The organism is Pseudomonas sp. Leaf129 (assembly GCF_001423465.1).
Taxonomy (GTDB): Bacteria; Pseudomonadota; Gammaproteobacteria; order Pseudomonadales; family Pseudomonadaceae; genus Aquipseudomonas; species Aquipseudomonas coleopterorum.
The window spans coordinates 350,816-372,845 of sequence record NZ_LMOC01000006.1 but is presented as its reverse complement, the minus strand read 5'-3'; the positions used below and the strand labels follow the sequence as shown (position 1 = coordinate 372,845).

The 22,030-nt window shown below is 58.4% G+C and carries 20 protein-coding genes; 10 read left to right on the top strand and 10 right to left on the bottom strand.

What is annotated here, in order from left to right; translation table 11 throughout:
* The first annotated feature begins 193 nt into the window (after window positions 1-193).
* Window positions 194-1,804 carry a PQQ-dependent sugar dehydrogenase gene (locus tag ASF66_RS09730; protein WP_236707085.1) on the top strand — a complete coding sequence of 537 codons (1,611 nt, stop codon included), beginning with the start codon at window positions 194-196 and terminating at the stop codon, window positions 1,802-1,804.
* 24 nt (window positions 1,805-1,828) lie between these two features.
* Here the strand turns inward: ASF66_RS09730 and ASF66_RS09725 are convergent, their stop codons facing one another.
* Both ASF66_RS09725 and ASF66_RS09720 read right to left on the bottom strand, forming a co-directional pair.
* On the bottom strand, window positions 1,829-2,746 hold the full coding sequence (locus ASF66_RS09725) for an arginase family protein (RefSeq protein ID WP_056843697.1): 918 nt from the start codon (window positions 2,744-2,746) through the stop codon (window positions 1,829-1,831).
* Window positions 2,747-3,088: 342 nt separating this feature from the next.
* The gene (locus tag ASF66_RS09720; protein ID WP_056843696.1) at window positions 3,089-3,886 is read right to left on the bottom strand and encodes a phosphodiesterase; all 798 of its coding nucleotides are present in this window, start codon (window positions 3,884-3,886) and stop codon (window positions 3,089-3,091) included.
* A gap of 242 nt (window positions 3,887-4,128) precedes the next feature.
* Between ASF66_RS09720 and ASF66_RS09715 the strand changes: the two genes are divergently transcribed.
* The 3 genes from ASF66_RS09715 to ASF66_RS09705 all read left to right on the top strand — a co-directional run bounded on the left by ASF66_RS09715 (window position 4,129) and on the right by ASF66_RS09705 (window position 7,376).
* Entirely contained in the window at window positions 4,129-5,121 is a 993-nt protein-coding gene (locus ASF66_RS09715; RefSeq protein WP_056843695.1) for an AraC family transcriptional regulator, read from the top strand.
* Window positions 5,122-5,253: 132 nt separating this feature from the next.
* Window positions 5,254-6,288, top strand: a complete 1,035-nt coding sequence (locus ASF66_RS09710; protein WP_056843694.1) for a histone deacetylase family protein — start codon at window positions 5,254-5,256, stop codon at window positions 6,286-6,288.
* Complete coding sequence (locus ASF66_RS09705; RefSeq protein ID WP_056843693.1) at window positions 6,285-7,376, top strand: polyamine ABC transporter substrate-binding protein; 1,092 nt, start codon at window positions 6,285-6,287, stop codon at window positions 7,374-7,376. The genes ASF66_RS09710 and ASF66_RS09705 overlap by 4 nt, the downstream gene beginning before the upstream one ends.
* A 242-nt stretch (window positions 7,377-7,618) precedes the next feature.
* On the opposite strand, the gene ASF66_RS09700 is transcribed toward ASF66_RS09705, so the two are convergent.
* A complete protein-coding gene (locus ASF66_RS09700; protein ID WP_056843692.1) occupies window positions 7,619-9,049 on the bottom strand; it encodes an IS1182 family transposase in 1,431 nt (476 codons plus the stop codon).
* A 122-nt stretch (window positions 9,050-9,171) separates the two neighbouring features.
* On the opposite strand from ASF66_RS09700, the gene ASF66_RS22005 reads away from it, so the two are divergent.
* Window positions 9,172-9,606 (top strand): GNAT family N-acetyltransferase, encoded by a 435-nt coding sequence (locus ASF66_RS22005; RefSeq protein ID WP_082484615.1) that lies wholly within the window; start codon window positions 9,172-9,174, stop codon window positions 9,604-9,606.
* 218 nt (window positions 9,607-9,824) lie between these two features.
* On the opposite strand, the gene ASF66_RS09690 is transcribed toward ASF66_RS22005, so the two are convergent.
* Window positions 9,825-10,718, bottom strand: coding sequence for a LysR family transcriptional regulator (locus ASF66_RS09690; protein ID WP_056843690.1), 894 nt, complete (start codon window positions 10,716-10,718; stop codon window positions 9,825-9,827).
* 94 nt (window positions 10,719-10,812) lie between these two features.
* On the opposite strand from ASF66_RS09690, the gene ASF66_RS09685 reads away from it, so the two are divergent.
* Window positions 10,813-11,979, top strand: coding sequence for an MFS transporter (locus ASF66_RS09685; RefSeq protein ID WP_056843689.1), 1,167 nt, complete (start codon window positions 10,813-10,815; stop codon window positions 11,977-11,979).
* A gap of 222 nt (window positions 11,980-12,201) precedes the next feature.
* Here ASF66_RS09685 and yfcF read toward each other — a convergent pair whose 3' ends face one another.
* Entirely contained in the window at window positions 12,202-12,828 is a 627-nt protein-coding gene (yfcF, locus tag ASF66_RS09680; protein ID WP_056843688.1) for a glutathione transferase, read from the bottom strand.
* A 166-nt stretch (window positions 12,829-12,994) separates the two neighbouring features.
* Here yfcF and ASF66_RS09675 point away from each other — a divergent pair, with 166 nt between their 5' ends.
* Window positions 12,995-14,182, top strand: a complete 1,188-nt coding sequence (locus ASF66_RS09675) for an FAD-dependent monooxygenase (RefSeq protein ID WP_056843687.1) — start codon at window positions 12,995-12,997, stop codon at window positions 14,180-14,182.
* Window positions 14,183-14,264: 82 nt separating this feature from the next.
* On the opposite strand, the gene ASF66_RS09670 is transcribed toward ASF66_RS09675, so the two are convergent.
* Window positions 14,265-15,206 (bottom strand): DMT family transporter, encoded by a 942-nt coding sequence (locus ASF66_RS09670; RefSeq protein ID WP_056843686.1) that lies wholly within the window; start codon window positions 15,204-15,206, stop codon window positions 14,265-14,267.
* An 80-nt stretch (window positions 15,207-15,286) separates the two neighbouring features.
* A complete protein-coding gene (locus ASF66_RS09665; protein WP_056843685.1) occupies window positions 15,287-16,015 on the bottom strand; it encodes a helix-turn-helix transcriptional regulator in 729 nt (242 codons plus the stop codon).
* A gap of 351 nt (window positions 16,016-16,366) precedes the next feature.
* Here ASF66_RS09665 and ASF66_RS09660 point away from each other — a divergent pair, with 351 nt between their 5' ends.
* Entirely contained in the window at window positions 16,367-16,672 is a 306-nt protein-coding gene (locus tag ASF66_RS09660) for a hypothetical protein (protein WP_156463168.1), read from the top strand.
* A gap of 251 nt (window positions 16,673-16,923) precedes the next feature.
* Here ASF66_RS09660 and ASF66_RS09655 read toward each other — a convergent pair whose 3' ends face one another.
* Window positions 16,924-17,181: a type B 50S ribosomal protein L31 gene (locus ASF66_RS09655; RefSeq protein ID WP_049858980.1), complete on the bottom strand. Its 258-nt coding sequence runs from the start codon at window positions 17,179-17,181 to the stop codon at window positions 16,924-16,926.
* Window positions 17,182-17,704: 523 nt separating this feature from the next.
* On the opposite strand from ASF66_RS09655, the gene ASF66_RS09650 reads away from it, so the two are divergent.
* On the top strand, window positions 17,705-18,031 hold the full coding sequence (locus ASF66_RS09650; protein WP_056843683.1) for a DUF2845 domain-containing protein: 327 nt from the start codon (window positions 17,705-17,707) through the stop codon (window positions 18,029-18,031).
* Window positions 18,032-18,113: 82 nt separating this feature from the next.
* Here ASF66_RS09650 and ASF66_RS09645 read toward each other — a convergent pair whose 3' ends face one another.
* Window positions 18,114-18,845 carry a carbon-nitrogen hydrolase family protein gene (locus tag ASF66_RS09645; RefSeq protein ID WP_056843682.1) on the bottom strand — a complete coding sequence of 244 codons (732 nt, stop codon included), beginning with the start codon at window positions 18,843-18,845 and terminating at the stop codon, window positions 18,114-18,116.
* A 194-nt stretch (window positions 18,846-19,039) separates the two neighbouring features.
* On the opposite strand from ASF66_RS09645, the gene ASF66_RS09640 reads away from it, so the two are divergent.
* Window positions 19,040-20,665 (top strand): methyl-accepting chemotaxis protein, encoded by a 1,626-nt coding sequence (locus tag ASF66_RS09640; RefSeq protein ID WP_056843681.1) that lies wholly within the window; start codon window positions 19,040-19,042, stop codon window positions 20,663-20,665.
* A gap of 11 nt (window positions 20,666-20,676) precedes the next feature.
* On the opposite strand, the gene ASF66_RS09635 is transcribed toward ASF66_RS09640, so the two are convergent.
* Window positions 20,677-22,008: an aminotransferase-like domain-containing protein gene (locus ASF66_RS09635; RefSeq protein ID WP_056843680.1), complete on the bottom strand. Its 1,332-nt coding sequence runs from the start codon at window positions 22,006-22,008 to the stop codon at window positions 20,677-20,679.
* Window positions 22,009-22,030 lie beyond the last annotated feature (22 nt).

The following is a 22,030-nucleotide window of genomic DNA, read 5'->3' as shown; positions in this document are numbered from 1 at the left end:
TGGAGAGGTGACGAGGCGGACGAAGGTATGTTGTTTGGGGGGCGTGCGGCTCAGGTGAACCGCGGGCAGTTCGTCTGTAAGAACTGGTAGCACACTCGATGAGCGAATTTTCGAGGGGAAGTGTCTCAGGTGAAGACGCGTGGGGATTCTGCAAAACGTAGAAGCCAGCCAGAGACGAAATCGAATGACGACCATGATTCGCACCCTCCGGACGCTACTTGTCGCCGCGCTGGCAACCGGCGCCATTGCCAGTATCGTGCAGACCCAGCTCAATCTGGGCGAGCTGCTCCGCCTCGGGGCGCCGGTGACCTCATCCATTCGGCTCTGGACGACGCTCGAAGACCTCGCACGGTTTGGTCCGGTCATGTTCGGCATCGCTGCGGCAGCCTTATTGCTCGCGGTCTTGGCAGGCCACTGGGTGCTGCGTTTTGCTCCGCCTTCCTGGCGCCGGTTCATATTCATCGCGGCCAGCGTGTGTGGTCTGGCTTTCGTCTTCTGGCTGATGCGCTCGGTGATCCCCATGCCCGCACTGCCGGGCACCCGCACGACTGTTGGCCTTGGCCTGATGTCGCTGACGGGGATCGTCGGCGGTTGGCTGTATGCGCGTCTGACCAGTTCCTCCAAACGGAGTGATTCGCCGGACGGAGGAGGGCGCTGGCGCGAGGCGGCTGTCGTGGCGGTTCTGCTGGCGGCACCGGCCATGCTTTTTTTCGCCATGGCCCCAGGCGCCCCCGACAAGCCGGCGACAGTGGATCGGGCCAGCTATAAAGTGCAAACGGTCGCGACGGGGCTGAACCGCCCGTGGTCGGTGGCGTTTCTTCCGGACGGCCGTGTGCTGGTCACTGAAATGGATGGGCGACTCTTGGTCATCGGCACGAATGGCGCAGCTTCGCAGATCAAGCTCGACGGGCTCCCGCCCATCTTCCAGCAGGGCGGCACCGCAGGACTGATGGAAGTCGCGCTGGATCCACAGTTCGAGCGCAATGGTTGGCTGTACCTGACGATGGGTTACGGCGAAGCCGCTGCGAACGGCACGCGCCTGGTACGGGCCACGCTGGAGAGCGACAGGATCGAGGATGTCCGAGTCCTGTTCAGCTCCACGCTCAAACCTCGCACGGGCAACAACGGTGGGCGCATTGCGTTTCTCGGCGACGAGACCTTGGTGCTTTCCCTGGGAGACGGCAGCGAGCGACGTGAGGAAGCGCAGAACCCGGCGAACGATCTGGGTACCCTGGTCAGGCTCGACCGCGAGGGCAGGCCTGCGGCGGACAATCCTTTCATCGGCAAAGCCGGTGCGGCCCCCGAGATCTACAGCCTCGGCCACCGCAATGTCCAAGGCATCGCCGTGGATCCGACAACGGGCGACCTGCTCATCACCGAGCATGGCGCGCGCGGCGGTGACGAGATCAACCGGATCGTGCCAGGCGGCAACTACGGATGGCCTGTCGTGACCGCTGGCATCGACTACCCGTTCGCCAAGGTGACGCCGTTCACTCAGCTGCCGGGCTATCAAGATGCGGTTCTGGAGTGGACACCGTCGATTGCACCTTCAGGCTTGGCGATTTATGACGGCCCGCTGTTTCCCCACTGGCGCGGGGATTTGCTGGTCCCGGCACTCAAGGAGCGCGCCGTGCGCCGGATCGTGCGCAATGGGCAGCAGATCGTGGATCAGCAGTTGCTGCTGAGCGAACTGGACGAGCGCATGCGAGACGTCAAGGTGGCTCCCGATGGGTCGATCTATGTGCTTACCGATGGGGTCGATGCGAAGCTGTTGAGGGTGATGCCTGGGGTTCGTGGGGGCTGAAGGACAGGGCTTGCTTTGCTCGGATCACTGGCTCACCTGAACGGGGAATGGCAACTGTTTCAACAGATCCACGATGACCGCAGCGTAGCGACCGTCAGGGTCCAGGTCAGGGTCAAATACCGTGACGGTCATCCCCCTGCACCGCGGGTCAGCCACGAAGGGCGCCATGATGCGCGACAGGTCCGCAGCTGGAATACCCGGAGAGCCTGGACAGTCCACGGCGGGCATCACGGACTGGTCAAGAACGTCCACATCCAGATGTATCCAGAACCCTTGCTCAGGTGTTCGGCCCAGCGTTTCGCGAATGCGATGAATGACGGCAGCTGGTCCCAATCTCAGCGCTTCAAAGACATCGATCCGGTTGATCGCCGTATCGTTGATGTCAGGCCACGCAAAATCCGTGTCGCGATTTTCCCGTTCGCCCAGCTGAACGACATCCACGTCAGCGACCAGAGGTCCCACCACGCCCGGCCACTGTGTCGCCAATGACTCACCACGCCCAGTGGCCAACGCAAGGTCCATGCCCGCTACCGCGCCGAGGCTTAGCTGCGCGTCATAGTTGCCCGGATGGCGAAAGTCGATGTGCCCATCGATATGCAGAAGGGAAACGGGGCCGGCTTGGCGAGCGCCCGCCAACGCCCCCAATAGGATCGAACAATCCCCGCCGATGACCAAGGCAAACTCACCCTGTCTGCAGGCTTCGTCCACTCGCTTCGCCAAAGCGATGTTGAACGCGCGCATGGCGTGGCCGTTGCGTAGCCGTGTGCCTGGCTGGGCTACGGGGGAATAGCGGGGGCGGGGTAGTTCCTGGGGGGCATGCGCGCCGATCGCCTCCAGTAGGCCGGCGGCCATCAGAGCAGAGGGCGCTCGCCATGTGCCGGGTTCGTGGCCGGGGTGTGGGGGGCTTAGTCCAAGGTTGGAGGGTGCGGTTATCAGCTGCATGGGGTGGGGTTTGCACTGGGTGGAGGGCTGCGAATTGTGGCAGACGATGGAAATGAGTGACGTCTGAGGGTAGCACCTGTTGTGTGGAATGGGGTTATGGATGGTGTGCGTAATTTTCAGTCATTCTTGACTTGCCGAACGGGCTGCTTTTTGCCATGAGCACTCCGTAATGTTTCCATGGCCGGAAGACCAAAAATTACGCATAGCGTATTTATTGTTACTAATTTCGCGCGGATTAGGGTGAAGCTGCAGCCCTATGCTTATGCGCTCCTGGCCGCTCCTGGCCGGTAGCTGCCCGTCACCAGCACTCACCCTTATACACTTCCCGCCAAACTTCTCCGCTCATGCAAACGGCAGTGGCCCGCGAAATGTGCCGATGGGCACCCAGTGGGTAATCAGACCGGTATCCACCTTCCAGTGATGCAGGAGTAACGCCGGCGGCTCCACATACGACGCCTCTTCAGCCTCTGCATCCAGGGCCAACCCGATGGCAGTCGTTGTGCTGGGCGCAGTGCACAGGACCGTGCCGCCAAAACGTAATTGCATCGAGCGGTGAATGTGGCCGCACACCACACGTTCGATCGCCGGATAGCGCTGCACCACTTCGCGCAGCCGCTCCGGGTTCCGGCAGGCATACGTGTCGATATAAGGAATGCCACTGAGGAACGGCGGCTGGTGCAGCATGATCAGAGTCGGGCGCGTCGGCTCCTGAGCAAGTGCCGCATCGAGCCAGGCCCCAGCCGCCTCGCTCATGTCGCCGTGATGTTCCTGCGGGACGGTCACATCCACACCAATGATCCGTACCGGTCCGAGGTCATCGGCGACGAAGTGCCACGGGTTTCCCGTTGAAGAGAGATACGGCTGGGAAAAGGTAGAACTCATTAAGTTTCGGTCATCATGATTGCCAGGAATCATCAGCAACGGCTGCTTGATGCCCGCCAGCAAGGTACGTGCCATTGCATATTCTTGCGGTAGCCCCTCATCCACCAGGTCGCCGGTGATGATCACGACATCGGGCCGCGGCATGAGGCTGTTCAGGTGTGCAATAGCCTGCTCGCACATCGTGTTTGAATCAACCAGCCCCTGATAAAGAATGCCTTGCGGCCTGATATGCAGATCGGAAAGGTGGGCAATCAGCACGGAATATTCTCCTTGGAGGACGCGGTGATCAATGGCGGGGTGAAGGTAGCATGCCTGAGCTGCAATGGATGGGTCAGCGTCCATGCGCACGTCAGAGCGCCGAGATCTCGAAGGCCGGAACGGGCGATGGAGGTCGAACCGACCCAGGCTCGAACAGCCAGTCGCCTAAGCAAAATTAACTGGTCGGGATTCCGGCACATAACTTGCTCTTCTCGTATTCCTCGCCTCGCTGGAAGTCCCCCATGCTGCACTCCCATCTCACCACCCTCAACGCTGTCTCACTGGTCCTGAGCACGTTCAAGGCGCAAGGCTGGTCCGCCGAGGCGCTGCTGGCCGGCAGTGGCATATGCGCAGCGGACTTGAACCGTGCCGACACGCGCATCGCCACGCATCAGGAGATGCAGGTGTGCGCCAATGCCGTGGCTCTGCAGCGCGACATCGGCCTGATCGTGGGGCGGCGTATGCATGTCTCATCCTACGGCATGCTCGGCTATGCCCTGCTTACCAGTGCCACTTTCGGTGACGCGCTCCGTTTGGCTCTGCGTTATCCCGCGCTGCTTGGAACACTGTTCGAGCTGAGTCTGGAGGAAGACGGCGAACGTATCTGGTTCACTGCGGGCGATTACCGCGAGAATCCGGCACTGACCGCCTTCAATGTCGAGCTGTGCCTGGGGTCGCTGAAAGTCATTTGCGACGACCTGCTCGGCCACTCACTGCCCTTGCTGGGCGCTTGCTTTGAGCACGATGCGCCGGACTATCAGACTCGCTACGCCGAATGTTTTGACTGTCCGTTGCAGTTCCAGGCCACCGTCAATGCATTTGCTTTTGATAAACGCTGGCTTGCCCAGCCTTTACCGCTGGCTGACGCGGTAACCCATCAGGCCATGACCGAGCGCTGCCGAAAACAGAACACGGAATTTACCGGGCGCGAGGCCTGGTTGGGGCGGATCCGGCTATCGCTGGCTGCACAACTGCATGCCGCACCTAGGCTGGACATGCTGGCCCGACAGATGAACTGCTCGGCGCGCACCTTGCGTCGACATCTGCACGACCTGGGCTGCAGCTATCAGGAACTGCTCGACGAACTTCGTTTCGAACGCGCCAAGCAACTGCTGGCCGAAGACCGGTGGCCCATCTACCGGATCGCCGAGGCTCTGGGCTTCAGCGAGACCGCAAGTTTTAGGCACGCTTTCGTGCGCTGGAGTGGCGTGGCGCCGAGCCAATTTCGCGCATGACGCCTCATTGAGGAGCGAATTACGGACAGAAAATCTGGCCATATTTATCCCCTTTTGGCCGCACTTGCCGTTCTCATAAACCTCGCCCGGCGCAAGACTGTATTGACCGATACAGCCCGCGGAGAACAACAAATGCTGACAATTTACTCGGACGATCACCACCTGCACCACGGCCGCTGTGAGCTGATGGACGGGCAGTTGATGCCCTGCTTCGAAATGCCCTCACGCGCCGATCATGTATTGCAACGGGTCAGGGACCGTCAACTTGGCGATGTACAGGCGCCGCAGGACTTTGGTCTGGAACCGCTGCAACGCGTTCATAGCCGTGAGTACCTCGATTTCTTCAAGGGTGCCTGGGCGCGCTGGACCGAATTCGGTCAGGACGGCGACCTCCTGCCCTACACTTGGCCCGCCCGTACCCTGCGCCGCGTATTACCCGAAAGCCTGCATGGTCAACTCGGTTATTACAGCTTCGACGGCGGAGCGCCAATCACCGCCGGCACGTGGCAGGCAGCCTACTCGGCGGCGCAGGTCGCGCTTAGCGCGCAACAAGCGATTCAGCAAGGTGCCCACAGTGCTTTCGCCCTGTGCCGTCCGCCGGGACACCACGCAGCTGGCGACTTGATGGGCGGTTATTGCTACCTAAACAACGCCGCTATTGCTGCCCAGGCCTTTCTTGATCAGGACCACAAAAAGGTCGCGATTCTGGATGTCGACTACCACCACGGCAACGGCACCCAGTCAATTTTCTATGCGCGCAGCGATGTGCTGTTCACCTCGATCCACGGCCACCCGGAAGGGGAGTTTCCGTTTTTCCTGGGCTATGCCGACGAGTCCGGTGAAGGCGCAGGTGCCGGCTTTAACTTCAACTACCCACTGCCGGCCGGTTCCGGCTGGGAAACCTGGAGCGCGGCGCTCGAGCAAGCCTGCATAGAAATTGATCGTTATGACGCCGACATCATCGTCGTCTCCCTGGGCGTGGATACATTCAAGGACGATCCGATCTCGAAATTCAAACTCGACAGCAAGGATTATCTGGCGATGGGCGCACGCATCTCCCGCTTGGGTAAACCTACGCTGTTCGTGATGGAAGGCGGCTACGCGGTGGAAGAAATCGGTATCAATGCCGTCAACGTTCTCGAAGGCTTTGAAGGGGCTGCCCAATGAACATGTTCAAGTCACTTATCCTCTGCGCTGCCGTTATCAGTGGTATGGCTCATGCCGAAGAGAAAACCCTGCGGGTCTACAACTGGTTCGACTACATCACCCCCAAGGCGCTGGAGGACTTTAAGGCGCAGAATCCCGGCCTTAAATTGGTGTACGACATCTTCGACACTAATGAAGCGTTGGAAGCCAAGCTGCTCACCGGCAATTCAGGGTATGACGTGGTAGTGCCATCCAACGTGTTCCTGGCCAAGCAGATCGAAGCCGGTATATTCCAGCCGCTGGACCGCAGCCAGCTGCCGAACTGGAACCACCTCGATCCCAAGCTGATGAAGCTGATCGAGGCCAACGATCCGGGCAATAAATTCGCCGTGCCTTACATGTACGGCACCATCCTGATCGGATTCAACCCGGACAAAGTCAAGGCCGCCCTGGGTGCCGATGCGCCAGTGGACAGCTGGGAACTGATTTTCAAGGAAGAAAACATCAGCAAGCTCAAATCCTGTGGTGTAGCGCTGCTGGACTCACCCTCCGAAATCCTGCCCCTGGCCTTGCAGTACTTGGGCCTCGACCCCAACAGCGGCAACCCCAAGGACTATGTGAAGGCCGAAACTCTGTTGATGAAAATCCGCCCCTATATCACCTACTTCCATTCGTCCAAATACATGGCGGATATCGCCAACGGTGACATCTGCGTCGCGGTCGGTTACTCCGGCAGCTTTTCTCAAGCCGCCAACCGCGCCAAAGAGGCCAAGAACGGCGTGACCGTAGACATGCGCCTGCCAAAGGAAGGCGCCCCCATCTGGTTTGACATGCTCGCCATCCCCAAAGGTGCCAGGAATCCGCACGACGCCTACACATTCATCAACTACCTGCTACAGCCGCAGGTGATCGCGCCAATCAGCGATTTTGTCGGCTACCCTAACCCCAACAAAGACGCTACCGAACAGGTCGATCCGGCGATTCGCAACAATCCCAACCTGTACCCCACCGAGGCCGCGATGACCACGCTCTATACGCTCAAGCCTCTGGGGCGTGACGCCGAACGCGCGCGCACGCGGGCCTGGACCAAGATCAAGTCAGGCACCTGATACCTGGAAGGCCCCGGCGATCGATTAGCGGTCTCAGGTCGAGAAGGCTTAAGGTTAAGCAGGGACATGGACGTCAGCTATCGGCCCAGAGTGTGTAAAAACGTCTGATTGGGGTTTTATTTCGACGCCCAAAGACCGTGCTGACGTTTCGCAAACTGATCAATACCACGACGCCTCCAGGAACAGTTAAAACGGCTCAGCAGCCTCTTAAAGTCATTTGACGGGGTAAAAAAGACCGGTTTTTACGCCGTTAACGCTTTCATCAAGCCAGTAGTGCCAATGATTTTCATGACCCGTTTCAGGTTGTAGGCGAGCACATTCAAGCTCATCTCTGCACTCACCCCGTTAAGCTTCCGGGTCAGGAAGTGCGTCGCACCCATCCATTGCTTGAGCGTCCCGAAGGGATGCTCAACCGTTCGTTTTCGGATCCGCATCATTTCCGGCGCGTTGCTCAGCCTGTTCTGCATTTCCTCCAGTACGGCTTCATGCTCCCAGCGTCGAACCCGCCGTTCCGTGCTCGGTGTGCACTGCGGTTTCATTGCGCAACCCCGGCATTTCGAACTCCAATAGCGGTGCAACGTCAGGCCTTTTTCAACGTTGGTATAGCGCCAGATCAGCGCCTCTCCAGCCGGGCAAATATATTCGTTTTTTGCCGCGTCATAGCTAAAGGCATCATTATTGAAACGCCCGTCTGCCTTGACTCCAGAGGGCATCGGCTTGGGCACATAGGCAGTGATGCCTGCATCGTGACAAGCCAGGATTTCTTCGCTTTTGAAGTAACCTCGGTCAGCCACTACCGAAAGCGTTTCTGACGCCATCGCCTCGCGGGCCTGCTTGGCCATCGAGCTGAGTTGATCGCGGTCGGAACCGACGTTGGTAACCTCATGCGCAACGATCAAATGGTGCTGGGTATCGACCGCTGTTTGCACGTTGTAACCGACGATTCCCGTGCCGCGAGTCATCATGGAACGGGCGTCTGGATCGGTCAGTGATACCTGTTTATCCGGCGATTCGTTGAGCTGAACTTCAATGACCTGTAACTCTTTCATCTGAGCTTTGAGCTTGTCGATTTTCTCTTGCAGACATGCAGCCTTGGGCTGAGCGATTGAGGGTTCTTGCCGATCGGCTTCGTCGAGCGCAGTCAGGTACCGATTAATACTCGATTCAATTTCTTCCATCCGCCGCTTCAGATTGGCGCTGGTGAAATTGCGGTCGCGGTTGTTGACGGCCTTGAATTTACTGCCGTCGATGGCGACCAGATTTTCGCCGAAGAGACCTAGCTGCTGACACAGCACGACGAACTGCCGGCAGACGCCTCGGATGGCCTTGCTATTGTCTTTTCGGAAATTAGCGATGGTCTTGAAATCTGGCATCAAGCGCCCGGTCAACCACATCAATTCGACGTTGCGCTGAGCCTCTCGCTCAAGACGCCGGCTGGACTGGATGCGGTTGAGATAGCCGTAGATGTAGATCTTTAGCAGGATCGCGGGATGATAAGCAGGCCGGCCAGTATCGGCTGGAATGACGCCTTCAAAACCCAGTTTGCCCAGGTCGAGTTCGTCGACGAAGACGTCGACTACGCGCACCGGATTAGTATCGCTGACGTAGTCGTCGAGGCTCTCGGGAAGCAGGGTACTCTGACCGCGATGCCCACCTTGGATGAAGCGCTTCATGGACTATCCCCGCGTAAATGCTGACCCATTCTACGCTTCGATTACGCGAATCGGCGCAGCAACTTCTAAGCTGCTTCTGGTAGTCTGCTGGGCCAGCCAGTTAACAAAGCAAGGCTCAATCAATGTTCAATATCCGTGTCATGACCATGGACGATTACGATGCGGTCATCGACCTCATGAGGCGTACTCCAGGCGTCTCCTTCCGTGATGCTGACTCTCGTGAATCGACCTCGAAATATTTAGAACGAAATCCCGGGATGAGCTTCGTTGCTGAAATCGGAGCCGTTCTCTGCGGTTGCATCATGTGTGGACACGACGGCCGCAGAGGATATTTGCAGCATTTGGTTGTCCTTCCTCAGTATCGGCGGCAAGGCATAGCAAATGCGTTGGTAGAGCTCTGTCTTTCGAGTCTTGAGAAGCACGGAATACTTAAATGTCATCTCGACGTTTTCAAGACCAATTTAACAGCTGCTAACTATTGGCACAGCCAAGGTTGGCAGCTTAGGTCTGATATCGATCGGTATTCGTTTATCCGATCGGATAATGAGAACGTATGACCGGCACCTAGCCCGTGAGGGCGGGCTGCGATCGTGTTTTTACACACTCTGGGCCAAAAGCGGTCTTCCACGACAGCCATTTAAAACGTGCGGACGACCCATCAATGCCAGAGCTCGAGATTGTCCCAGGAGGGCAAACCACCTATTGATAGTGCCCCAAAAATGTTTGGGTCACTTCAAAATCACGAGTACTTGGAAATATCAGCTTACGCGTCCGCTTACATCCGGTGATGTTCCAGTAAGAAGTCCACGAACAATCGTACCCGCGCCGGCATTGCCGCCCCGCCGACGAATACCGCATGAATCGGTTCCTCGTCCCCAGGGTTCCAGGCTTCCAACAGCGAAATCAGGGCGCCGCGCTGCAGATCCTCACTCACGCTGAACTCACCGATACGTGCAATGCCGGCACCTACTCGGGCGAGTTGTGCCAGCGCTTCACCGCTGCTGCATTCGATGTTGCCGCTGACCTTCAGGGAAAACTCTTTTCCATCGCGGATAAACGGCCAGTTGGGTTCAGCACGCCGGAAGTTGAAGCGCAGGCAGTTGTGCCGCAAAAGGTCTTCCGGCGCCTCGGGGATACCGTGGCGCTGCAGGTACTCGGGCGATGCGACCACTACCTGACCTGTGTCGCCGATCCTGCGCGCGGTCAGCGGGCTGTCGGGGAGATGGCCAAAACGGATCGCTACGTCGGCCTGCCCACCCAGGATGTCGACCACTTCGTCGCCCAAGCTAAGGTCGACGACGATGTTCGGGTAACGGGCGCTGAATGCTGCAACCAGGGGAACAATCGCCAGCCGCCCATGGCCAAGGGCGGCACTGACCCGTAATCGTCCCTTGGGTACGCCCTGGTCGGCGATCGCTTCTTCGACCTCGTCCATGTCGGCCAGGATACGCCGGGCGCCGCGCAGGAACGCTTCGCCCTCGGCAGTGAAGGCGATCGCTCGGGTGGTACGCAGCAGCAGGCGGGCGCCAAGACGTTGCTCGGTTCGCGTGATGATTCGACTGACTGCCGAAGGTGTCAGGCCCAGCGCTCGCGCGGCGGCCGATAGGCTGCCTTCCTGCGCCACGGTGGTGAACACGCACATTTCGCCTGACCTGCCGTTGAAATCCACTTGTGCCTCCCGCGCATAGGTGATTGCCAAAAATGCTAGCTACCGCGTTAAAAACCTGGATCGTAGCATTGGCGGCATAGATAAGGAGCCTTTCATGCGTATCAATCCACCACTTGTCGCGCTCGCCATCGGTGCCTTCGGCATTGGCGTAACAGAGTTCGCCCCCATGGGCATGTTGCCGGGTATCGCTGCGGATCTGGGCGTTTCCATTCCCGCCGCCGGTTTGCTGGTCAGTGCGTATGCGCTAGGCGTATTGCTCGGTGCACCGCTGATGACCCTGACTACCGGCAGGATTCCCCGACGCTATCTGCTGGTCGGGCTCATGGCCATTTTCACTTTAGGTAATCTGATGTCAGCCCTGGCCACCGATTACTACAGCCTCATGGTCGCCAGGGTGGTGACCTCACTGAACCATGGTGCATTTTTTGGCGTGGGTTCCATCGTCGCCGCCAGCGTAGTTGCCCCGCAGAAACGTGCCGGGGCGGTCGCGGCGATGTTCATGGGCCTGACGCTGGCCACCATCGGCGGTGTACCGCTGGCCACCTGGTTTGGTGAACTGTTCGGTTGGCGCACCGCTTTCTGGGGGATCACCGGCCTCGGCGTACTGACCATGGCCGCATTGTGGTTCGCCCTGCCCAACCTGAAGACGTCGCAAAGCGTCGGTGCAATGGCCGAAATTCGGGTACTGGGACGTGGTCCGGTGCTGGGCGCGTTGGCCTTGACCGTAGTCGGATCGAGCGCAATGTTTACCGTCTTCACTTACATCGCGCCCATCCTCGGCAGCGAGACCCATGGTTCCACCGCCTATATCACCGCCATGCTGGTTCTTTTCGGTGTGGGGTTGACGCTGGGCAACATGTGGGGCGGCAAGGCCGCCGACCGCTCGGTAGATCGCACCTTGATCGTCTCGCTGGGCGTTCTGATTCTCGTCTTGCTGGCGTTCACCGTGCTGATGCAGTGGGCAGTGCCGGCTGCTCTGGCCATCCTGATATGGGGTATCGCCAGTTTCGCCCTGGTGCCGCCGTTACAGATGCGCGTCATGGAAGCAGCGAAGGACGCGCCCAACCTTGCCTCTGCGGTGAATATTGGCGCCTTCAATTTCGGCAACGCGATTGGCGCAGCACTGGGCGGAGCGGTGATCAACGCTGGTTTGGGTTATCCGGCGATCTCCCTGGCCGGAGCGGCGATGGCCGCTCTGGGGCTGCTGTTGGTGTTGGCCTATGCCTGGCGTTCCAGAAGGATTGAATCGGCAGTGGTTTGACGAAGATGAGGGTAAGTGGTTCGTTACCCTTGATACTTGGCGGCAGTGGCTGAATGGCTGCCTTGGCGAAGGTGTAGCGATCGGTCAAGTTCAGGTATTGCTGACTGATAGCTATGGTTCGATAGCAGTTAGTCGCCAACAGCGTCTATCACCCTATGGTTCATACCTTTTCCAGACATAAAGGAGGAGCCGGCTTCTCAAGCGGCTCCCGCCAGCACAGGTTCAAAGTGTGGGTCGTTGCAGCCTCACCCAGGCCTGCACGCTAGGGCGCTGCCACTGACGCTGCGCATAGTCCACGAGAACCTGGGGCACTGCATCGCCGTTGAGTATCAGCCGGTTGAGCATCAGCGCGAGATCGACATCGGCGATCGACCATTGGCCGAACAAATGTTCCGTACCCTCCTTGAGCAGTGCTTGCGCGGCCTGGAATAGCTTATCTGCCGCCATACGAGCAGCTTGCGACAAGGGCCCTGATTTCTTGCCGTAGAAGACGACCAGCGTGGAGCGCTCCTGCCGAATTGGCAGCAGGTCGCTGCGGATCCACGCCTGAACCTGCCGCGCTTTTGCAAGCAGCCGCACGTCGTGCGGATAGATCGGGGTTTGGGGATAGGCGTTTTCGAGGTATTCGGTGATTGCAGAAGACTCGGACAAGGCAAAGTCGCCGTCAACCAGGGTTGGAACTCGCTGGGTTTGTGAGAGGGCCGCGTAGGCCTCTGTCTGGTTTTCGAGGGCCTGCAAGTCCACGGTACTCATCTGGAAGTCGATGCCTTTCTCGGCCAGTGCGACAAAGACGGACATGGCGTAGGGGCTGGCGAACTGTGAGTCGACGTATAAGCGTACGGTGTTCATAGAGTGATCTCCTTATGCAGAGCAAGCACCGTACGAGATTAGCCAGGGAGAGTGAAATCAATGATTTTCATGGGGGCATTCCTGGTGGGAATGCGCAATATTGGAATTCAGACGTGCTCAAATATCGGGTGGACCATTGCCTCACCTTCGAACATAAGGACGCGATATGAAACCAAAAAAAGTTCTTGTAACCGGCGCAAGCATCGCCGGGCCTGCGTTGGCGTACTGGTTGTCCCGGCAGGGCATGGACGTTACCGTGGTGGAGCGCGCGCCGGCGTTTCGCGATGGAGGGCAGACTATCGATGTGCGTGGCGCTGGTCGCGTCGTCGTTCAGCGTATGGGTTTGGAAGACCGGGTCCGAGCCAACACAACCAATGAACAGGGTATCGCTTTCGTTGATCGATCCAACCGCACCAAAGCGTTCATCGCTGTCGACGCGTTCGGCGGTGAGGGGCCGGTTGCCGAGCTGGAAATCCTGCGTGGTGAACTGGCCAAGCTGCTGATCGAGCACAGTCAGGACCGGGTCGACTACCGATTCGGCGACAGTATTGCAACCATTGTGGACGATGGCGTGCAGGTGCATGTGGGCTTCGAGCAGGGCGATGAGCAGGTCTATGATCTCGTCGTCGTCGCCGAGGGCATTGGCTCTAAAACGCGCAAGCTGATATTCGGCAATGAAGTCGAGCGTCGTCCTCTAGATCTATACACCGCCTACTTCACCGTGCCCCGGCAGCCAAGCGATGGTCAGATCATGCGCTGGCATAATATCCCCGGGGGCCGGTGTGTCTGCCTGCGCCCTGATAACCTCGGCACCACGCGGGCCTTCTTGTCCTTTCAGCAGGCGCCGAGCGGCTACGAGAAACTGACTCAGGCAGAGCAGAAAGCTTTGCTCAAGCACCAATTTGCCGACGCAGGTTGGGAAACACCTCGTGTACTCGCTGCTTTGGAGGGCGCGCCTGACCTTTATCTGGACGCGGTCGGCCAAGTTAAGATGCCCCACTGGAGCAAGGGCCGTATCGCCCTTGTAGGTGACGCCGCCTATTGCGCATCGCCGATCAGCGGCATGGGCACGAGTCTGGGGTTGTGTGGCGCCTACGTCTTGGCTGGCGAGCTGGGCCGCCACATAGATCATGTTCAGGCATTTGCAGAGTATGAAAAATTGATGCGTCCATACGTCGATCAGGCGCAAAGCGTGCCCACGCTCGCGCCCAGGCTGGCCTCGCCGCATTCGCGATGGGGAATCGCGCTGGGTCATGCCGTATTAAGGTTGGCGACCGCGCCGGGCTTCAAGGCCTTGTTTGCGAAGATCCTTTCGCCGAAGGCTGATGCAATTAGGTTGCCGGATTATGGGTAAGGGGCGGGGGGTAGGGTGGGGTGCCTGCTTTTGGCCGATTGCTGCCGATCCAGTTTGCGCTCCGGGTCAATGTCCGAGCTGATCAGCTTGCGAGTGTGGGGCGAGGACGATGACAATTCAGACACCAGACAACCCCGGCGACCAGCAAAGCAATGGCCGCTATCTCGTACGTGTCAGGTAGTCGATGCTCCCATAGAAATCCAAAAGCCAGCGCTGCCAATGTTTCGATCACCAGCACTTGCCCGCTAAGTGCCAACGGCAGAAGCCGGCTTGCCTGATTCCAGCACGCGCCGCCCACGACCGAAGAAAGAAGGGCTACACCGCAGGCCACCAGGAAAAAATGCAGCCATTCTTCACTGCCATGGGCATCTGCCTGATAAACCAGGACAGGCACCGCCAGGAGCAGCGACTGAGCGCCCGTCATGATACCGGTCAGCAGTGCCCAGTCATTGGAGGAAATGCGGGTGAGCTGAATCAGTTTCCGAGCATTGCTAACGGCGAACCAAGTCCACGTTATCAATGCACCTGTGGCGCAGAGAACACCTGCAATGGCTGTTGATGTTTCAGGTGTGTTGCCATTGATCAGTGCATGCCAACTGATAATTACAACGCCGGTCATTGCGCAACATAGCGAAGGGAAGAGTCTGCGCAAGGAGACAGCATGGGTATCGTGCCGACCTGCCAAGGTCATCAACACGGGGATGAGCCCGACGATCAGGGACGTGGTCGCAATCCCCACCAGTTGCACCCCGGTACCCACCAGCGCGTAGTAAACGAGATTTCCGATCAGGCTGAGCCAGAAGAGTGACTTCCAATCGGCTCGCGTGAGGTTGGCGCACACCCGCCGCCATCGGGGCATAAGCAGTACAGCTGAAATTGCACCGTAACAAAGAAATCGAAGCACCGCGAATTGCAGGCCGCTCAAGCCTTGGGTGAGCTGTGGCCCAAGAAAAATCACGCCCCAGCACAGTCCCGCGCAAATACCATACACAATGCCCTTCAACAGCGATCGATCAGTAAACATTCCACCCGTGCTCCGCAGCTTGAACGGGGAAAGTCTGAAGCGTCGAGCCAAGAGAGTATTGTCAGTAGCTGCCGAATTTTTTACCCAGCATGTTTTTGCGCTTTGCGATACACCGCCGGAGTGATCGCGCTCACACGTTGCATGGTTCGAGTCAGCGACGCCTGATCGGAAAAACCTGTACGCAAGGCAATCTCGGCGATCGGCAAGGAAGTGCCACGCAGCCATCGTTGAGCTTCCTTTATGCGTAACACCGTCAACCAGGCCTGAGGACTCATTCCAAACATCTGCCGGAATCGCTGGTGCAGTTGACTCATGCTCATGTTCGCAACCTGGGCCATGACTTCGTTGCTCCAGTTTGCCCCTGGGTTAGCCTGCAAGCGGGCGACCAGTTGCTCGATGGCGGATGGGGAACTGTAGATGTCAGGGCCGAGAGATGAGAGAAGCAGCGAGCTCAACTGCGGAGCGTCCAAGGCGAGCTGCTTGTTGCCGATGAGCTCGGCGAACTCGATCAGCCGCCTTGTCGCAGGGGAAATAGGCACGTAGGTCTTTCGAGCCAGACGCTCCATCTGGAGTGTCTCCAGGAGGGTCGGCGCGCAGTCCAGCACCAGGAAACGGCTGTCTGCGTGGCTGAGCTGGGAGTGCACCGAACCCGGTCTCACCACAGCGGCCAATGACTGGTCGATGCTGCCACCGCGACCGTCTACATCAATTTCCATCTGGCCACGAACCGGCAGGACCAATTGAGCATGGTCGTGGGAGTGGTGAGGGTTTTCACGCTCATAGCTGCGGATTTCAAGATTCAGGAGCATGAGTGCATCACTCGGGCGGAGTCCAGGGACGCAGGATTCTAACACCCAGCCGAGCGATAGATTGCGTGAAAAGGAGCCGTTGACAACACGACCGCATCATATTCCGATGGCGGGTGCCAGTGTTAGTATTCAGTTAGTGAGAGCTACAGCCTGATCCGAAAATGGTAACTCGGCGCTCTGCTCGGTTTTGCCAATGCGGGGCTTCATATGATCCTTGTTCTTATTATCGGGATGTTGGCTTTTTGCTCGGGGTATCTGGTTTCCGTCGAGGACAGATTACAGAGGGACCATACATTTCATCCCTTCGATGTGTTTAACAATTTTCGGGCGTCGCCAAGGTGCCGGAAAAAAATGGCTTATGTCGGCATGTTCATTTTTGTCTTGGCTGGGGTGGTTTACTTTCTTGAGCCAGAAGTCAACTACTCCTCCAGGGACAAGGTCAAGGCATTGGGCGCGGTCATGCTGCTTTGGTCATTCATGTTTTACGGCTATTGCCGCGAACTGGAGTTCACCAAGTCAGGAAGTTCTCCTGCGTCGCTGCAGTGCATGGACTGCATTGAAGGAACAGAGTGGTATTCTTTGGCTTTCAAAGCGCTTTTGGCGACCTTCAAAATTCTGGCCGTTTTTGCGTTTTTGTATGCGATCAAGCGCATTTGACTGCCGCGTGCGATACCTGATCTGGATCGATACTGATCTCCAACGGTGAGGCGCTCCGCCAGAGGATCGCATTGCAAACATGTCGCGCTCCACTGCAACGCGCAGCACAGCAATATGCTCGATTTCAGAACGCAAAGCCGACCGGCAATAGGTTCCAAGCGCATGACCGGCGCGGGTTGTTGTGACCGCGATTACGTTGCCAAGCGTGAAGTCAGTAGCACGCACTGACTTCACCACGCCATCGCTTGGGTTCACTTGGTGGAAGTGAAACCGGCAAAGCGCTTGTTGAAGCCGGCAATCCGTCCTTCCGCCTGTGTTTTTCGGACTTGCCCGGTGTAGACGGGATGTGAAGCGCTCGAAACGTCAAGGGCGACATACGGGTACGCTTTGCCATCCGTATGCGTCTCGGTTCGAGTCGTTTCTACGGTCGAGCCGATCAGGAAATAAACGTCGGCGGCTGTGTCGTGGAACAGGACTGTCCGATAGTCCGGGTGAATGCCAGGTTTCATGGTCGGGATCTCACTTCGTTAATGTATGTTATACCGTAACACAATCATCTGGAGTGGTCTATCGCTCCTCGATGCTCTGCTGAGAGCTGCTATCGCGCACAGCGCTCGCACCAAAGATGCCTGGCTATGGGGATGACTGGTTTGGTGTTCGTTATTGATAAGGAGTCTGACCCGGATGGTCAAAGCGCTACGATGCGCAGTATCGAAGGTGTGAAGGCGCAGTTGGGCTTGCGAATGCGTAACAGATGGCGCGATTCCGGGAATCGCGCCACAAATCGCGCCACATCCATGCTGAATTGCGCCAAAAATTATGCTACACGCAACAGCTCAAGAAATTTTCGTAATGATGCATTTACCCCATCTGCAGCCTTTCGCAGATGTAAACGAGCGTATCTCACGGGTCGCGGCGAACCTACTGTTGTTCCACCCCAACCTCTGCCACTGACATTTCTCGATGTGCCTGAAGGTAGGCTCCAGGCGCACAAGGCCATGTAATCGACTATCAATGCTCGGGAGATACACGATGTTTATCAAGTCATCGATGGCGTTGCTGTTCGCGTGCGTGCTAATGACCGGAGCGAACGCAGCCAGCCGTTGCGGAACAAAGCTGGTCAATCCCGGAGACAAGCTTGCCGACGTTTTACAGTCGTGCGGTAGTCCTGTTGTCCAAGCCAGCGACGGTCCGGTGATACGCAACAACGGTGTGCCACGCAAGGGCTCGCAGAAAACCGATGTGGTTGTCTACGGCCCGAACGGTGGTGCCTACCAGTACATGCTATTCATCAATGACGAGTTGGTCAGGGTAGATCTTCGTCGGGAGGCGCCTGCTGGAAACATCCTTAGATGGTGAGCCGTCTTGCTATCTACGCGTGAGTACGGCACTCAGGAAAAACAGTCAGTGATTCTCAGGTCGCAACGCGTACGGACCGGTTTCACAGCAAGTTGAAAACTCCTGTCTCCCCAGTCTGCGTGTCATAAGCGACCAATGCTTCTTGAACGGCATCGGCACTGCACAGGATTTGACCCTGATTGTTCCAAATGGCCGAGCAACCCGCCGCGACATAGTCGTCGGCGGCCCCTACGCAGTTCGCCATCACCACGGTCATGGAATGCTTCTCAGCGATCATCGGATAATGAGCTTTCGCCAAGGTCGTGCCGCGTTCAGACTTCGCCACGCTTGCCAGATACACCTGAGCACCCGACTGTGCAGCTTCTTCGGCGTGGCTTGGCTGAAGTGATTCGTAGCAAATGGCGGGGGCCAGGACAACGCCTGCGTGGTCCAGCGCACACTTTCGGTTACCTGGAGTGAAGAACGGTAATTCGTCGGCATGCAGAATCTGTTTTGAGTAGCAGGTACGCGGCTGTCCAGGCTGGAAACTGATCATGCTGATTTCGATACCCTCGCGTCCCTGGGTGGGCGCACCCACGGCGATGAGCATCCCATATCGATCGCTCAGTTGCTGGAACTCATCAAGACGGCTATCGCTCGCACCCATCGCCAAGGCATCAGCCAGCCTTGGCTCGTAACCGCTGAGGGAAAGCTCGGGAAAGAGCACGAGATTGGCGCCCAGATTTGCGGCCTGCTGGATGGCAGCAATATGTTTGGCGATGTTTTTTTCATAGTTGCCCGGTACGGGGCAAATTTGCGCGGCGATCAGCTTCATTTGCTCTTTCTCTTCAACGTGTAGTGACGGCACTGAGGCGAATGAACCTGTGCCAGGAGCGAACTCAAAAAATACAGGGCTAGCTTGCACCAAACTGTGCGCTGATCGCCCAGCTTCTCTGCAAGCCGCTCAAGTTTCAACGCCTGGCGTGGATAGCGTATTACAACAATCTATTCGCAGTCCGGAGCTTTTCCATGTTCGCCCACTTGAAAGTCCGCACAGGCATGATCGGCGTGTTGGTGTTATTTGTCATCGCGCTGATGTTCTCGATCGTCAACAGTTGGTCATCGGCGGTGCGCAGTTACGACCAGGTCGACGAGCTCAGACATACTTCACAACAGATTGACGGTATCAACAATTCGCTGCTGTTGGCCATCCGTACCAGTGCCAATGTGTCATCGGCCTTCATCGAAACCGTGGGCGGTCGATTCGAGGATGCGGAAGCCCGGCTGGTGCGCAGTGAAGGCATCTGGAACGATGCCATTGCCAAACTCAATGCCTCGACGGCCGATATACGCGACCCGAAACTTCAAGCGCTCGCCGACGACTTGAAGGCCGCGTTCGCCGAGTACGGCACCGCCATCGTCGGCCAGCGCGCCGCCACCCGTGCACGCTCGGCGGACCAGTATTTCGTGGTCAACATCAGCGCTGGCAAGGGCATGACCAAGCTTCAGGAAATCCGGGTGAATCTGGTCGGCGCCCTGGATGCCCGTGCCGCTGAGATCAATCAGGACGCCAGTGATCGCCTGGCAACCGCCAAGCGGCTATCCCTGGCACTGGCGTGCATCACGCTGGCGCTGGCCGTGATTTGCTGGATGTTCATCTCCGGCCGTGTACTGCGCCCGCTTCGTGAGGCCGGTGAGCATTTCAAACGCATCGCCAACGGCGACCTGACCCAGGAGGTCGTGTCGCCGGGCCGCAACGAGATCGGTGACTTGTTCGTCGAGCTTCAGCGCATGCAAGCCAGCCAGCGCAACACCTTGATCCTGATTTCCGGTTCCGCGACCCAACTTGCCTCGGCGGCCGAAGAGCTCAACGCGGTGACCGAGGAAAGCAACCGTGGCCTGCAGCAACAAGACATGCAACTTGAACAAGCTGCCACTGCAGTCAACCAGATGACCAGCGCCGTCGAAGAAGTCGCGCGCAATGCCGTGTCCACTTCGCAAGCGGCGACAGCCTCAAACACGCTGTCGGAGAAAAGCCGTCAACAGGTTCGCGAAAACATCGCCGGTACGCAGTTGATGACAACTGAAATCCAGGGCAGCGCAGAGCGTATCCAGCACCTGGCCGGCGAAGTGCGCAACATCGGCAAGGTACTGGACGTGATCCGTGCGGTGTCGGAGCAGACCAACCTGCTGGCCCTCAATGCAGCCATCGAGGCCGCCCGTGCCGGTGAGGCGGGGCGCGGCTTTGCCGTGGTCGCCGATGAAGTCCGAACGCTCGCCTATCGCACTCAGGAGTCCACCCGCGAGATCGAGCAGATGATCGGCAGCGTGCAGACTACCGCCGAGCAAGCTGTCGACTCGATGCGCGATAGCACCCTGCGCGCGCAAGGGACTCTGGAAATCACTCAAGCCTGCGGCGCGGTACTGGAAGACATCTTTGCTGCCATCGGCCAGATCAACGAACGCAATCTGGTCATCGCCAGTGCCGCGGAAGAGCAGGCTCAGGTCGCCCGTGAAGTGGACAGCAATCTGGTCGCCATTCGTGACCTGTCCGCGCAGTCTGCGGCCGGCGCCCTGCAGACCAATGCGGCGAGTCACGAGCTGTCGCGTCTGGCGGTCGAGTTGAACGACCTCGTGTCTCGTTTTCGTACCTGAGTGAACCGAGATCAGATATAGGCTCCGACCACCCGCTTTACGGTGGTCAGCGCTTCACGCAGGGTCTCCATGCTCACCGAACCGAGCGCCAGCCGTATGGCATGAGGGACATGAGCCGAGGTGCAGAACGGCTCGGCCGTCGAAACCGACACGTGTTCGCGCATCAACTCCAGGGTGACTTGGTCCGCTCTTGCGTCCTCCGCCAGCGGCAGCCACAGAAAGTACGAAGCGGGATGACGTATCACGGGCAACCCTGACAGCAGCGAGTCGGCCAACGCCTGCCGGGCTCGGGCATCTGCGCGTTTTTGCGTTTCCAGTGCGGCGACCGTGCCATCGTCGAGCCAGGCGCAGGTGATGGCCGTCATGACGCCGGGTGTGTTCCAGGTCGTGGCCTTGACCGTGCGCTTCAACGCGTCCAATCGGTCCATCGGCGCTGCGACGTAGCCAACGCGCAATCCGGTGGCGATGTTCTTGGAAAACCCCGACACATAAAGGGTTCTTTCAGGCGCCAACTCGATGATCGGCGGCGGAGGATCCTGTGCCAGAAACGCGTAGGCTGCATCTTCGATGATTGTCAGATCATGTGCGCGGGCGATCGCCACCAGGCGCTCGCGTTGATCGGTCGGCAGCACCCAACCCAATGGGTTATGCAACGTGGGCATGGTGTATACGGCCCGCACCGGACGGCGGCGGCAGAGCGAGGCGAGGGCATCCAGGTCCGGTCCTTTGGCCGTGACAGGAATGGGCACCACTTCAAGGTGCAATGTTTTGGCCAGCAGCTTGAACCCCGGATAGGTCAGTGCATCGGCCGCAATCACGTCCCCCGGTTGCAGCAACGCCATCAGGCTCACCGCCAAACCGTGTTGGGCGCCACTGACAATCAGAATCTGCTCGGCATCGACCGTGACGCCACGTTGGAGCAGATGACGGGCGATGGAAGCCCGTTCATGCAAGCGGCCCGCATGTGGCTGATAGCGCAAATGAGCTTCCAGGTCGCCGGACAGCGCCAGTTGGCGCAGGGCACTGCGCAACAGGTCGGCTTGCCCCGGCATGGCCGGATAGTTGAAGTTGAGGTCGATCACACCCGCCGCAACGTCCGGCTGATCGATGCCTTGTCCGGGCGGTAACGACGTCTCGCGCACGAACGTACCGCGCCCGGTCTCCCCGCTGACCAGTCCTATGGCCTCCAGTTCGGCATACACCCGGCTGGCGGTGACCAAGGCCAAGCCATGGGTGGCCGCAAGTTGGCGGTGGGTCGGCAAACGCGTACCCGGCGGCAAACGCCCGGCGCGGATATCGGCTGCAAAGGTGTCCACCAACGACTTGTACCGGGAGCCCGCCATCTCGAAATGTATCCATGACAAT

Coding starts and splice junctions, on each gene's coding strand:
- ASF66_RS09730 (WP_236707085.1), top strand. CDS start 194: ATGATTCGCACCCTCCGGACGCTACTTGTCGCCGCGCTGGCAACCGGC.
- ASF66_RS09725 (WP_056843697.1), bottom strand. CDS start 2,746: ATGCAGCTGATAACCGCACCCTCCAACCTTGGACTAAGCCCCCCACAC.
- ASF66_RS09715 (WP_056843695.1), top strand. CDS start 4,129: ATGCTGCACTCCCATCTCACCACCCTCAACGCTGTCTCACTGGTCCTG.
- ASF66_RS09710 (WP_056843694.1), top strand. CDS start 5,254: ATGCTGACAATTTACTCGGACGATCACCACCTGCACCACGGCCGCTGT.
- ASF66_RS09705 (WP_056843693.1), top strand. CDS start 6,285: ATGAACATGTTCAAGTCACTTATCCTCTGCGCTGCCGTTATCAGTGGT.
- ASF66_RS09700 (WP_056843692.1), bottom strand. CDS start 9,049: ATGAAGCGCTTCATCCAAGGTGGGCATCGCGGTCAGAGTACCCTGCTT.
- ASF66_RS22005 (WP_082484615.1), top strand. CDS start 9,172: ATGTTCAATATCCGTGTCATGACCATGGACGATTACGATGCGGTCATC.
- ASF66_RS09685 (WP_056843689.1), top strand. CDS start 10,813: ATGCGTATCAATCCACCACTTGTCGCGCTCGCCATCGGTGCCTTCGGC.
- yfcF (WP_056843688.1), bottom strand. CDS start 12,828: ATGAACACCGTACGCTTATACGTCGACTCACAGTTCGCCAGCCCCTAC.
- ASF66_RS09675 (WP_056843687.1), top strand. CDS start 12,995: ATGAAACCAAAAAAAGTTCTTGTAACCGGCGCAAGCATCGCCGGGCCT.
- ASF66_RS09670 (WP_056843686.1), bottom strand. CDS start 15,206: ATGTTTACTGATCGATCGCTGTTGAAGGGCATTGTGTATGGTATTTGC.
- ASF66_RS09665 (WP_056843685.1), bottom strand. CDS start 16,015: ATGCTCCTGAATCTTGAAATCCGCAGCTATGAGCGTGAAAACCCTCAC.
- ASF66_RS09660 (WP_156463168.1), top strand. CDS start 16,367: ATGGCTTATGTCGGCATGTTCATTTTTGTCTTGGCTGGGGTGGTTTAC.
- ASF66_RS09655 (WP_049858980.1), bottom strand. CDS start 17,181: ATGAAACCTGGCATTCACCCGGACTATCGGACAGTCCTGTTCCACGAC.
- ASF66_RS09650 (WP_056843683.1), top strand. CDS start 17,705: ATGTTTATCAAGTCATCGATGGCGTTGCTGTTCGCGTGCGTGCTAATG.
- ASF66_RS09645 (WP_056843682.1), bottom strand. CDS start 18,845: ATGAAGCTGATCGCCGCGCAAATTTGCCCCGTACCGGGCAACTATGAA.
- ASF66_RS09640 (WP_056843681.1), top strand. CDS start 19,040: ATGTTCGCCCACTTGAAAGTCCGCACAGGCATGATCGGCGTGTTGGTG.
- ASF66_RS09635 (WP_056843680.1), bottom strand. CDS start 22,008: ATGGCGGGCTCCCGGTACAAGTCGTTGGTGGACACCTTTGCAGCCGAT.